Source organism: Enterobacter sp. MALB-1 (assembly GCF_041021625.1).
Lineage (GTDB): Bacteria > Pseudomonadota > Gammaproteobacteria > Enterobacterales > Enterobacteriaceae > Enterobacter > Enterobacter oligotrophicus.
The window spans coordinates 526,331-538,544 of sequence record NZ_JBDPJL010000001.1; the positions used below are offsets into that span (position 1 = coordinate 526,331).

General features: G+C 55.5%; 13 protein-coding genes. 10 read left to right on the plus strand and 3 right to left on the minus strand.

Annotated elements, in window-relative coordinates; genetic code table 11:
• Positions 1–47 precede the first annotated feature (47 nt).
• Both degQ and zapG read right to left on the minus strand, forming a co-directional pair.
• Positions 48–1,415 carry a serine endoprotease DegQ gene (gene degQ, locus ABGB15_RS02540; RefSeq protein WP_152082447.1) on the minus strand — a complete coding sequence of 456 codons (1,368 nt, stop codon included), beginning with the start codon at positions 1,413–1,415 and terminating at the stop codon, positions 48–50.
• Between the two features lie 170 nt (positions 1,416–1,585).
• Positions 1,586–1,984, minus strand: coding sequence for a Z-ring associated protein ZapG (gene zapG, locus ABGB15_RS02545; RefSeq protein ID WP_006178827.1), 399 nt, complete (start codon positions 1,982–1,984; stop codon positions 1,586–1,588).
• A gap of 189 nt (positions 1,985–2,173) precedes the next feature.
• Between zapG and zapE the strand changes: the two genes are divergently transcribed.
• From zapE to nanQ, 10 genes are all read left to right on the plus strand, one after another.
• The gene (zapE, locus tag ABGB15_RS02550) at positions 2,174–3,298 is read left to right on the plus strand and encodes a cell division protein ZapE (RefSeq protein ID WP_152082446.1); all 1,125 of its coding nucleotides are present in this window, start codon (positions 2,174–2,176) and stop codon (positions 3,296–3,298) included.
• 348 nt (positions 3,299–3,646) lie between these two features.
• A complete protein-coding gene (rplM, locus tag ABGB15_RS02555) occupies positions 3,647–4,075 on the plus strand; it encodes a 50S ribosomal protein L13 (protein ID WP_032642418.1) in 429 nt (142 codons plus the stop codon).
• A 15-nt stretch (positions 4,076–4,090) separates the two neighbouring features.
• Complete coding sequence (rpsI, locus tag ABGB15_RS02560) at positions 4,091–4,483, plus strand: 30S ribosomal protein S9 (RefSeq protein WP_003860436.1); 393 nt, start codon at positions 4,091–4,093, stop codon at positions 4,481–4,483.
• 308 nt (positions 4,484–4,791) lie between these two features.
• Entirely contained in the window at positions 4,792–5,430 is a 639-nt protein-coding gene (sspA, locus tag ABGB15_RS02565; RefSeq protein WP_152082445.1) for a stringent starvation protein SspA, read from the plus strand.
• Positions 5,431–5,435: 5 nt separating this feature from the next.
• On the plus strand, positions 5,436–5,933 hold the full coding sequence (gene sspB, locus ABGB15_RS02570; protein ID WP_215722425.1) for a ClpXP protease specificity-enhancing factor: 498 nt from the start codon (positions 5,436–5,438) through the stop codon (positions 5,931–5,933).
• Between the two features lie 102 nt (positions 5,934–6,035).
• The gene (gene nanR, locus ABGB15_RS02575) at positions 6,036–6,818 is read left to right on the plus strand and encodes a transcriptional regulator NanR (protein ID WP_313326826.1); all 783 of its coding nucleotides are present in this window, start codon (positions 6,036–6,038) and stop codon (positions 6,816–6,818) included.
• Between the two features lie 122 nt (positions 6,819–6,940).
• Entirely contained in the window at positions 6,941–7,834 is an 894-nt protein-coding gene (gene nanA / locus ABGB15_RS02580) for an N-acetylneuraminate lyase (RefSeq protein WP_152082442.1), read from the plus strand.
• A 111-nt stretch (positions 7,835–7,945) separates the two neighbouring features.
• A complete protein-coding gene (locus tag ABGB15_RS02585) occupies positions 7,946–9,430 on the plus strand; it encodes an MFS transporter (RefSeq protein WP_215722427.1) in 1,485 nt (494 codons plus the stop codon).
• A complete protein-coding gene (locus ABGB15_RS02590) occupies positions 9,427–10,293 on the plus strand; it encodes an N-acetylmannosamine kinase (protein ID WP_215722428.1) in 867 nt (288 codons plus the stop codon). Before ABGB15_RS02585 ends, ABGB15_RS02590 begins: the two co-directional genes overlap by 4 nt.
• On the plus strand, positions 10,293–10,760 hold the full coding sequence (nanQ, locus tag ABGB15_RS02595) for an N-acetylneuraminate anomerase (RefSeq protein ID WP_215722510.1): 468 nt from the start codon (positions 10,293–10,295) through the stop codon (positions 10,758–10,760). The genes ABGB15_RS02590 and nanQ overlap by 1 nt, the downstream gene beginning before the upstream one ends.
• A 34-nt stretch (positions 10,761–10,794) precedes the next feature.
• Here nanQ and gltD read toward each other — a convergent pair whose 3' ends face one another.
• The gene (gene gltD / locus ABGB15_RS02600) at positions 10,795–12,213 is read right to left on the minus strand and encodes a glutamate synthase subunit GltD (protein WP_152082439.1); all 1,419 of its coding nucleotides are present in this window, start codon (positions 12,211–12,213) and stop codon (positions 10,795–10,797) included.
• Position 12,214 lies beyond the last annotated feature (1 nt).

The window sequence follows — 12,214 nt, forward strand, 5'->3', positions numbered from 1 at the left end:
GTTATCCGGACATCACACGTAGCGGCGATGTCCGGAGTCGCAAATGCTTAACGCAGTAAAATGTAGATTGTGTCGTTGCCACGAATAATCTGCAGGGCAATGACCGTCGGTTTACTTTCCAGCACCTTGCGCATCTCCGCGATAGACTGCACGCGAGTGCGGTTCACGCCAATAATGACGTCGTCCTGATGCAAGCCAGCCTGTGCGGCAGGGCTACTCTTCTCGACGGTATCGACGGTAATGCCTTTCGTGCCGTCTTTCAGTTGCCCGTCGCTCAGCGTCGCCCCCTGCAGCGCCGGGGCGATAAGCTCTGCGCTGGCAGAAGAGGAGGTGCTCTTATCCAGCGTCACTTCCACGTCCAGCGGCTTACCGTCGCGAATCAGACCCAGTTTCACTTTCGCGCCAGGTTCTGTGGTAGCGATACGCGAGCGCAGCTCCGCGAAACTGCTGAGCGGCTTATCGTTCAGGCTGACAATCACATCACCAGATTTCACGCCCGCTTTGGCAGAGCCGGAGTTCGGCAGCACTTCGCTGACAAATGCCCCACGCTGGACGTTGACGTTAAAGGCTTTGGCGATATCCGCGCTCATCTCCATCCCTTTGATGCCCAGCAGCCCGCGTTTGACTTCGCCAAACTGAATTAATTGCTGAGACAGGGTTCTGGCCATATTGCTCGGGATGGCAAAGCCAATCCCAATACTGCCGCCGCCCGGTGCCAGAATGGCGGTGTTGATACCGATCAGCTCCCCGTTAAGGTTAAGCAGCGCACCGCCTGAGTTGCCGCGGTTGATAGAGGCATCGGTCTGGATAAAGTTTTCCAGCCCTTCCAGATTCAGACCACTGCGCCCCAGCGCGGAGACAATCCCGGAAGTGGCGGTCTGGCCTAAACCGAACGGGTTACCGACGGCAACGGCAAAATCACCGACGCGCAGTTTATCCGAGTCCGCGATTGTAATCTGCGTCAGGTTACTCGGGTTCTGCACCTGCAGCAGCGCGATATCGCTCTGGTCATCGCCGCCGATCAGTTTGGCGTCAAATTCGCGACCATCGTTCAGCTGGACGCTGATCTTATCCGCCTGGCTGATCACGTGGTTATTGGTCAGGATATAGCCTTTAGCCGCATCGATGATCACGCCTGAGCCCAGCCCTTCAAAAGGCTGAGCCTGCTGGTCAGGTGTTTCATCGCCAAAATATTTCTTCAACTCTTCCGGTACGCGCTGGCTTTGCCGTGCCGTCCCTTCGACCTTCACGCTGACCACGGCGGGCAACACTTTCTCCAGCATCGGCGCAAGGCTAGGAATAGCCGCTTGCCCCGGAACCTGTGAAGGCAATGACGCGGCGGCAGGGAAAGAGGCCGAGAGAGATAACCCGACACTTAACGCTAAGGCGCTCAACAGCTGGTTTTTTTTCTTCATCGATGCTGACTCTCGTATCCTGGAATGAAAGAAGAACGGCCCAAAAACATCTTGATGTTATTGAATTTTAAACCGCTGAACAATGAGGTGTTTGACTAAATAATAGCTGGGGACGGAAAGAAAAGACGGGCGCAACAGATGCGCCCGTAAAATATATTCAGGTTGTGCGATTAATCGCGTTTTGCGCCTCCGCGCAGCAGGCCGGACGCACCGTCAGAATAGTCGCGTGGCATCTGAACCGGAGCCTGATCGTTACCCGCTTCGGAGTCTGCCAGACGGTTGCGGAACGGGTTGGTTTCCGCCGTCATTTCCGGCAGCAGGCTGCTGGAGCTTTTCGCCATGTGTTGATACAGCTGGCGATAATCTGTTGCCATGTTGTCCAGCAGCTCGGCGCTACGGGCAAAGTGGCTGACCAGCTCTTCGCGGTATTCTTCCAGCTCGGCTTTGTTCTTTTCCAGTTCGTACTGCAGTGACTGCTGCTGACGCAATTTGCGATTACCGAAACGCATGGCCACAGCACCGATGATGATGCCGACGACTAAACCGATTAGCGCATATTCCCAGGTCATGAACTTCTCCCGTTGTCTTGTTGTTCCGTAGGGTGTTGGCTCGGCTCCTGCCTGTGCCTGATAATGCCACTATAACCGCTATTTCCGCAGAAGTGGAATCCTGACGTATCATCGCGTAGTGTAGAACGGCCTTTTTTTCATCAGTCGTGCTCGCTGGTGAGGTTTGATTGAAGGAATAACAACACTATTATGCAAAGCCTGTCCCCCGCATCGCGATATCAACATGCCCTGAATGAGGGTTCATACCAGCCAGATAACGTTCAACGTGACGCGGTTAACCGCCTGGATACGATTTATCAGGCGCTCACGGCAAAACCTGCGGAAGAAGCGCAAAGCAGCGGCCTGAAGGCGGTTTTCGGTCGATTGCTCGGAAAAAAAGAGCCACTGGCTAACGCTCCGGTGCGTGGCTTATATATGTGGGGCGGCGTTGGTCGAGGCAAAACCTGGCTGATGGACATGTTCTACCAGAGTCTGCCGGGAACGCGAAAACAGCGTCTGCACTTCCACCGTTTTATGCTGCGGGTTCATGAAGAGCTGACGGCGCTGCAGGGCAAAAGCGATCCGCTGGAGATCGTGGCCGACCGCTTCAAGGCCGAAACCGACGTGCTCTGTTTTGATGAATTTTTTGTCTCCGATATCACGGATGCCATGCTGCTGGGCGGCCTGATGAAAGCGCTGTTCGCGCGCGGCATTACCCTGGTGGCGACGTCAAACATTCCGCCGGATGAGCTTTACCGCAACGGCCTGCAGCGGGCACGCTTCCTGCCTGCGATTGATGCCATTAAGCAGCACTGCGACATTATGAACGTGGATGCGGGCGTGGACTACCGCCTGCGCACGTTAACGCAGGCCCATCTGTGGCTCTCGCCGTTGAATGCCGAAACCACAAACCAGATGGATAAACTGTGGCTGGCGCTGGCCGGGGCGAAACGCGATAACGCGCCGGTGCTGGAGATTAACCATCGTCCGTTACAAACGTTGGGTGTGGAGAATCAAACGCTCGCCGTCTCCTTCGCTACGCTCTGTGTGGATGCGCGCAGCCAGCATGATTACATTGCGCTTTCGCGACTCTTCCACACCGTGATGCTGCTGGAGGTTCCGGTGATGACGCCGCTTATGGAAAGTGAGGCGCGCCGTTTCATTGCGCTGGTGGATGAGTTTTATGAGCGCCACGTTAAGCTGGTGGTCAGCGCCGAGGTGCCTTTATATGAGATCTACCAGGGCGAGCGGCTGAAGTTTGAGTTCCAGCGCTGCCTCTCACGCCTGCAGGAGATGCAAAGCGAGGAGTACCTGAAGCGTGAGCATATGCCATAATAAAGGCTACCCTCTCCCGTGGGAGAGGGGCTGGGGGTGAGGGCACCAGACCTTAATAAATGCCACCCTCTCCCTGTGGGAGAGGGGCTGGGGGTGAGGGCACCAGACCGCACAAACCCCGGCTCCGAAAAACCCATTCCAAATCACATTTAAGGGTCGATCTTTGACCTCAACTTCTCTATAATCTTGCGACCCCACGTTACGAGAAGGTTTTTTTCCCGAAACTTTCTATGTGTCGGCATGAGCTATTCGAAGGGGTAGGTTTGCCGGACTTTGTCGTGTGAACCTCAACTGACTAAACGTTTGGGTGTTCACCAACGTGTAACTTATTATTTGGGTAAGCTTTTAATGAAAACTTTTACAGCTAAACCAGAAACCGTACAGCGCGACTGGTATGTTGTTGACGCGACCGGTAAAACTCTGGGCCGTCTGGCTACTGAACTGGCTCGTCGCCTGCGCGGTAAGCATAAAGCGGAATACACTCCGCACGTTGATACCGGTGATTACATCATCGTTCTGAACGCTGACAAAGTTGCTGTTACCGGCAACAAGCGTACTGACAAAGTGTACTATCACCACACTGGCCACATCGGTGGTATCAAACAAGCGACCTTTGAAGAGATGATTGCCCGCCGTCCTGAGCGTGTGATTGAAATCGCGGTTAAAGGCATGCTGCCAAAAGGCCCGCTGGGTCGTGCTATGTTCCGTAAACTGAAAGTTTACGCTGGCAACGAGCACAACCACGCGGCACAGCAACCGCAAGTTCTTGACATCTAATCGGGATTATAGGCAATGGCTGAAAATCAATACTACGGCACTGGTCGCCGCAAAAGTTCCGCAGCTCGCGTGTTCATCAAACCGGGCAGTGGTAAAATCGTTATCAACCAACGTTCTCTGGAACAGTACTTCGGTCGTGAAACTGCCCGCATGGTAGTTCGCCAGCCGCTGGAACTGGTTGATATGGTAGAAAAACTGGATCTGTACATCACCGTTAAAGGTGGTGGTATCTCCGGTCAGGCAGGTGCGATCCGTCACGGTATCACCCGCGCTCTGATGGAGTACGACGAATCCCTGCGTTCTGAACTGCGTAAAGCTGGCTTCGTTACTCGTGACGCGCGTCAGGTTGAACGTAAGAAAGTGGGTCTGCGTAAAGCACGTCGTCGTCCACAGTTCTCCAAACGTTAATCATTTTCTGCTCACGCAGAACGATTGGCGAAAAACCCGCTTCGGCGGGTTTTTTTATGGATAATGCGTAGGTTATCCACAATATCAATGCATATATCTCCTCTTTTTCCACATTTCCAGAATCCCCTCACCACAAAGCCATCAAAATCTGGTAAACTATCATCCAATTTTCTGCCCAAATATCGGTGAATACTCGGTTTTTGTTCGATTCTTGAACAATGTGTCTTCTCTGGGATGGGCGATACATCATCTGGCTGGCCTCGTTGGGCCAGTAGCAGTAAAAATTCTGAATATACCTGGAGGTTTTCATGGCTGTCGCTGCCAACAAACGTTCGGTAATGACGCTGTTTTCTGGTCCTACTGACATTTATAGCCATCAGGTTCGTATCGTGCTGGCCGAGAAGGGTGTCAGTTTTGAGATCGAGCATGTGGAAAAGGATAACCCGCCTCAGGATCTGATCGATCTCAATCCGAGCCAAAGTGTACCGACGCTGGTGGATCGCGAGCTGACCCTGTGGGAATCCCGTATCATTATGGAATATCTGGATGAGCGTTTCCCGCATCCGCCACTGATGCCTGTTTACCCGGTTGCACGTGGTGAAAGCCGCCTGTACATGCAGCGTATCGAGAAAGACTGGTATACGCTGATGAACGTGATCGTTAACGGTTCCTCTTCTGAAGCGGATGCTGCACGTAAACAACTGCGTGAAGAGCTGCTGGCCATTGCGCCAGTGTTTGGACAGAAGCCTTTCTTCCTGAGCGACGAGTTCAGCCTGGTGGATTGCTACCTGGCTCCGCTGCTGTGGCGTCTGCCTGTTCTGGGCGTAGAGTTCAGTGGCCCTGGCGCGAAAGAGCTGAAAGGCTACATGACTCGCGTATTTGAACGCGATTCCTTCCTGGCATCTTTAACTGAACCGGAACGTGAAATGCGTCTCGGCCGAGGCTAATGACTGTGGAAATGTCACAACTTTCACCACGCCGTCCGTATCTGCTGCGCGCCTTCTATGAATGGCTGCTGGATAACCAGCTCACGCCGCACCTGGTTGTGGATGTGACGTTGCCGGGCGTGCTGGTTCCGATGGAATACGCACGCGACGGACAGATTGTGCTGAATATCGCGCCACGCGCGGTGGGTAACCTTGAGCTGGCGAACGACGAAGTGCGCTTTAACGCGCGTTTCGGCGGTGTGCCGCGTCAGGTTTCCGTGCCGCTGGCTGCGGTGCTGGCTATCTACGCGCGTGAAAACGGTGCGGGCACTATGTTTGAGCCGGAAGCGGCTTATGATGAAGAAGGTGCCAGCCTGAATGACGATGACGCCTCCGGTGAACGCGAAAGCGACACGGTGATGTCTCTGATCGATGGCGACAAACCGGATCATCAAGACGACAACGACCCTGATGACGATCCGCCGCCACGCGGTGGCCGACCGGCATTGCGCGTTGTGAAATAATCAAACAGGCCCGTTGGGCCTGTTTTGCTTTCTGCCCCTTTTCGCCACCTGTTATTTCCTGTGTTATGATGAATTTTTCTTCCTTTCCGGCACCGGACTGCAATGAAACCGACTGATCTTAAAGCTGAAAACTCTGATGAAACCATTGGCCGCAGCCTGCGGCGTCGTCCGCTTGCGCGTAAAAAGCTGTCTGACATGGTGGAAGAAGAGCTGGAGCAGATGATCCGCCGGAAGGAATTTGCGCAGGGAGAACAATTGCCCTCCGAGCGTGAACTGATGGAGTTCTTCAACGTGGGTCGCCCGTCCGTGCGTGAAGCGCTGGCGGCACTCAAGCGTAAAGGCCTGGTGCAGATCAATAACGGCGAGCGCGCACGTGTCACGATGCCCTCTGCCGATACCATTATCAGTGAACTTTCCGGCATGGCGAAAGATTTCCTGACTCAGCCCGGCGGCATTGCCCATTTTGAGCAGTTGCGCCTGTTCTTTGAGTCCAGCCTTGTGCGCTTTGCCGCTGAATTTGCCACTGACGAGCAAATCGATCGCCTGACAAAAGCGCTGGAGATCAACAGCCAGTCGCTGGACGACAACACGCTGTTTATTCGCTCCGATGTTGATTTTCACCGCGTGCTGGCAGAGATCCCCGGCAATCCGATCTTCAACGCGATCCACGTTGCGTTGCTGGACTGGCTGATTGCCGCGCGCCCTAAAGTGCCGGATGCCGAGCTGTACCAGCACAACGAAGTCAGTTATCGCCAGCACATTGCAATCGTTGATGCGATCCGCCGCCGCGATCCCGATGAAGCCGATCGCGCTTTACAAACCCACCTCAATAGCGTTTCTGCCACCTGGCACGCCTTCGGTCAGATTTCCAAAGCCAAAAAATAACGATCCTTTAGTGAAGCAGATCGCAATATAAGCGTTCTGTATTCCACTGCTGCTAAAATGATCTGGTATAACAGGTATAAAGGTATATCGTTAAAACACACCCGTTATCATCTGAGGTATTTATGGCAACGCAATTACGCGGCGTAATGGCCGCACTTCTGACCCCGTTTAACCATCAGCAAACGCTGGATAAAGAGAGTCTGCGCCGTCTTGTGCAGTTCAATATTGCGCAGGGCATCGACGGTCTGTATGTCGGCGGCTCGACGGGGGAAGCCTTTGTACAAAGCCTTTCCGAACGCGAGGAGGTCATGGAGATCGTCGCGGAAGAGGCGAAGGGGAAGATCACCCTCATCGCCCATGTCGGCTGCGTCAGCACGGCGGAAAGCCAGCAGCTGGCAACGGCTGCCGCGCGTTTTGGCTTTGACGCTGTGTCCGCCGTCACACCGTTTTACTATCCCTTCAGCTTTGAAGAACATTGCGACCACTACCGTGCAATTATTGATTCGGCGGATGGTTTGCCGATGGTGGTTTATAACATTCCGGCGTTAAGCGGCGTGAAGTTAACTCTGGATCAGATCAACACGCTGGTGACGCTGCCGGGTGTGGGCGCGCTGAAGCAAACCTCTGGCGATCTGTTCCAGATGGAGCAGATCCGCCGCGCGCATCCGGATCTGGTGCTTTACAACGGCTACGACGAGATCTTCGCCTCCGGCCTGCTGGCGGGGGCAGACGGTGGGATCGGCAGCACCTACAACATTATGGGCTGGCGCTATCAGGCGATCGCCAAAGCGGTCCGAGAGGGAGATAACGTCACCGCACAACGCCTGCAAAGCGAGTGCAATAAGGTCATCGATCTGCTGATCAAAGCTGGTGTCTTCCGTGGGCTAAAAACGGTACTGCACTACATGGACGTGATCTCCGTGCCGCTGTGCCGTAAGCCATTTGCCCCTGTGGACGAAAAATTCGTGCCGGAGCTGAAAGCCCTGGCAGAGCAATTAATGGCGGAAAAACGCTAACGCATTGCCGGAGGGCGCTTCGCCGATCCGGCCTACAAAAACGCGATACGTAGGCCGGGTAAGGCGCAGCCGCCATCCGGCAAAACGACAAAAAATCGTCGGGAGAGTGAAATGAGTAAGTCTACCCAAAGCATCCCGTGGTACCGCCATCTTACCCGTCCGCAGTGGCGTGCGTTCTCCGCCGCCTGGCTGGGATACCTGCTTGATGGCTTCGATTTTGTATTGATTGCCTTAGTCCTGACAGAAGTAAAAAGTGAATTTGGCCTCACAACGGTGGAAGCCGCGAGCCTGATTTCGGCAGCCTTTATTTCACGCTGGTTCGGTGGGCTGTTGCTGGGGGCGATGGGCGATCGCTATGGCCGTAAGCTGGCGATGATCACCAGTATTGTCCTCTTCTCCTGCGGTACGCTGGCCTGTGGCTTTGCGCCGGGCTACGTCACCATGTTTATCGCCCGTATGGTCATTGGTATGGGGATGGCAGGCGAGTACGGCTCCAGTGCGACCTATGTTATTGAAAGCTGGCCGAAGCACCTGCGTAATAAGGCGAGCGGCTTTTTGATCTCCGGTTTCTCCGTCGGTGCCGTGGTGGCCGCTCAGGTCTACAGTCTTGTTGTGCCCGTGTGGGGCTGGCGTGCGCTGTTCTTTATCGGCATCCTGCCCATCGTGTTTGCGCTGTGGCTGCGTAAAAACATTCCTGAAGCGGAAGACTGGAAAACGAAGCACGAAGGCAAAGCGCCGGTGCGCACGATGGTTGATATCCTTTACCGTGGCAAATACCGCGTAATCAATATTGTGATGACGCTGTTTGCCGGTACTGCGCTGTGGTTCTGTTTTGCCGGTGAGCTTAACAACGCAGGGCTGGTGGTCATTCTCGGCCTGCTGTGCGCCATCGTCTTTATCAGTTTTATGGTGCAAAGCAGCGGCAAGCGCTGGCCGACGGGCGTTACGCTGATGGTTGTTGTCCTGTTTGCCTTCCTCTACTCATGGCCGATTCAGGCGCTGCTCCCGACTTATCTCAAAACCGAACTGGCATACGATCCGTCAACGGTGGCGAAAGTCCTGTTCTTTAGCGGGTTCGGCGCGGCGGTGGGGTGCTGCGTGGGCGGCTTCCTCGGCGACTGGCTGGGCACGCGCAAGGCTTACGTCTGCAGCCTGCTGGCCTCACAGCTGCTGATCATCCCCGTATTTGCGATCGGTGGCGCAAATGTCTGGGTGCTGGGCCTGCTCCTCTTTTTCCAGCAAATGCTGGGGCAGGGGATCTCAGGGATCTTACCCAAACTCATCGGCGGCTATTTCGATACCGACCAGCGTGCCGCTGGCCTCGGCTTTACCTACAACGTAGGAGCGCTGGGCGGGGCGATAGCACCGGTGATTGGTGCGCTGCTGTCGCAGGATATGGCGCTGGGCACGGCTCTCGGTTCGCTCTCCTTTGGCCTGACGTTTGTGGTGATCCTGTTGATTGGTCTGGATATGCCGTCCCGCGTTCAGCGCTGGATCAGACCCGAAGCGCTGCGCACTCACGACGCTATTGACGGTAAACCGCTGAGTGGCGCTTTTTCCGCAGGCAGTGTCAAAAGCGAGCAGGTGGTGAAATGACGACGCTGGCGATTGATATTGGCGGCACAAAGCTCGCCGCTGCCCTGCTGGAGGGGAACAATCTGTCGATGCGCAGGGAGTGCCCAACCCCCGCCAGCTATACGCCGGGGGCGCTGGAGGAGGCGCTACGCACCCTGATTTTACCGTTGGTTACCCACGCCCGACGCGTGGCGGTGGCATCAACCGGGATTATTCACAACGGAATACTGACCGCCATTAATCCGGCCAATCTGGGCGGGCTGGCGCACTTTCCGCTGGTCGCATTTCTGGAGGAGACCACGCAATTACCGGTGATGGCGATAAACGACGCGCAGGCTGCTGCCTGGGCTGAGTTCTGCGCGTTGCCCAATGATGACGACATGGTCTTTCTGACGGTTTCAACCGGCGTGGGCGGTGGCATTGTCCTCAATGGAAAGCTGCAGACGGGCAGCGGCGGTCTGGCCGGGCATCTGGGGCATACGCTGGCCGATCCTGCCGGGCCGCTGTGCGGTTGCGGGCGAAGAGGTTGCGTAGAGGCCATTGCGTCCGGGCGCGGCATTGCCGCCCAGGCGCAGGGCGAACTGGCCGGTCTGGATGCGAAAGCAATCTTCAACCTGGCGACAGAAGGCGTTCCGCAGGCACGCAAGCTGGTGGCGTATTCTGCACAAACGCTGGCGCGCCTTATCGCCGACGTTAAAGCCGTCACCGACTGTCAGATAGTTGTGGTCGGCGGCAGCGTGGGACTGGCAGAAGGGTATTTGCCATTGGTGGCTGAGTATCTCGCGCAGGAGCCCGCTGTTTATCAGGTCGCACTTCGGTCGGCCCACTATCGACACGACGCCGGGCTGTTGGGTGCGGCACTGTTAGCACAAGGAGACGCATGATGATAATAGGAGAGCTGCAGTCGCTGGCATCATCTGGCTTACATGAAGCACTGGTGAATGCGCTAACGCTGGCCGTTGCCGCGCGGCCTCAGGAGAAAGCCCCAGGGCATTACGAACTGCAGGGTGAAGAGGTTTTTATGAACATCATGCAGTTTGCCACGCAGCCGCCGGAGCAGAAAAAAGCCGAGTTGCACGAGCAGTATATTGATATCCAGCTGCTGTTAACCGGAGAAGAACGCATTCTGTTTGGCGTTGCGGGTTCTGCGCGTGAGTGCGAGGAGATGCATCACGATGAAGATTATCAGCTTTGCAGCCGCATTGATGGTGAGCAATCGGTGGTGTTGAAATCGGGGATGTTCGTGGTCTTTATGCCCGGAGAGCCGCATAAGCCAGGGTGTATTGTGGGAACAGCGGGAGAGATTAAAAAAGTCGTTGTGAAGGTTCGTGCCAGCCTGTTGACTGCATAAAAAAAGCCGGATGGAGATCCATCCGGCTTGTCTTTTACACTTCCAGGTAGTTCAAAATACCGTCTGCCGCTTTACGCCCTTCGGCAATCGCTGTTACCACCAGGTCAGAGCCGCGAACGATATCGCCACCAGCGAAGATTTTCGGATTGCTGGTCTGGAACGCGTTGTCGCTGCCTTCTGGCGCGATAATGCGGCCCTGAGAATCCAGCTCAACGCTGTGCTTCGCCAGCCATTCCATGCTGTGAGGACGAAAACCGAACGCCATTACGACCGCATCAGCCGGGATCACGTGCTCAGAGCCGGCTACGATTTCTGCACGACGGCGGCCTTTTGCATCCGGAGCACCCATCTCCGTGCGCGCCATTTTCACGCCGCTCACTTTGCCATTGGCATTCACTTCAATGCCCAGAGGCTGGATGTTGAACTGGAACTCCACGCCCTCTTCACGCGCGTTTTTCACTTCGCGTTTCGAGCCCGGCATGTTCTCTTCGTCACGGCGGTAAGCACAGATAACATGTGCCGCATTCTGACGAATGGAGGTGCGCACGCAGTCCATCGCGGTATCACCCCCGCCCAGTACCACCACGCGTTTGCCTTCCATGCTGACGAAAGGTTCATCGACCGTTTCGCCGTAACCCATAATCTGTTTGGTGTTGGCAATGAGGAACGGCAGCGCGTCGTACACGCCCGGTGCATCTTCGTTCTCCAGACCGCCGCGCATGGACTGATAGGTGCCCACGCCGAGGAATACGGCGTCGTAATCCTTCAGCAGATCGTCGAGCTGCACGTCGCGGCCCACTTCTACGTTCAGTTTGAACTCAATGCCCATACCGGTGAAGATTTCACGGCGGCGGGTCATGACCTCTTTTTCCAGCTTGAAGGCCGGGATACCGAAGGTCAGCAGACCGCCGATTTCCGGATGACGGTCAAAGACCACCGCCTTCACGCCGTTACGGGTCAGCACGTCCGCACAGGCCAGGCCAGCAGGACCCGCACCGATGATCGCCACGCGTTTGTCGGTTTGACGCACGCCGGTCATATCCGGACGCCAGCCCATCTCGAACGCCTTATCGTTGATATAGCGCTCGATGTTGCCGATGGTCACCGCGCCAAACTCGTCGTTCAGCGTACAGGAGCCTTCACAAAGACGGTCCTGAGGACACACGCGGCCGCACACTTCCGGCAGGGTGTTGGTCTGGTGAGACAGCTCGGCGGCTTCAAAAATACGCCCTTCGTTGGCGAGCTTCAGCCAGTTCGGGATGTAGTTGTGTACCGGACATTTCCATTCGCAGTAAGGGTTACCGCAGGACAGGCAGCGGTCTGCCTGTGCTTTGGCCTGGCCTTCTGAAAACGGCTCATAGATTTCAACAAATTCAATTTTACGGATCTTCAGCGGTTTCTTTGGCGGATCAACACGCTGCAGGTCGATAAACTGGTATACGTTCTGGCTCATC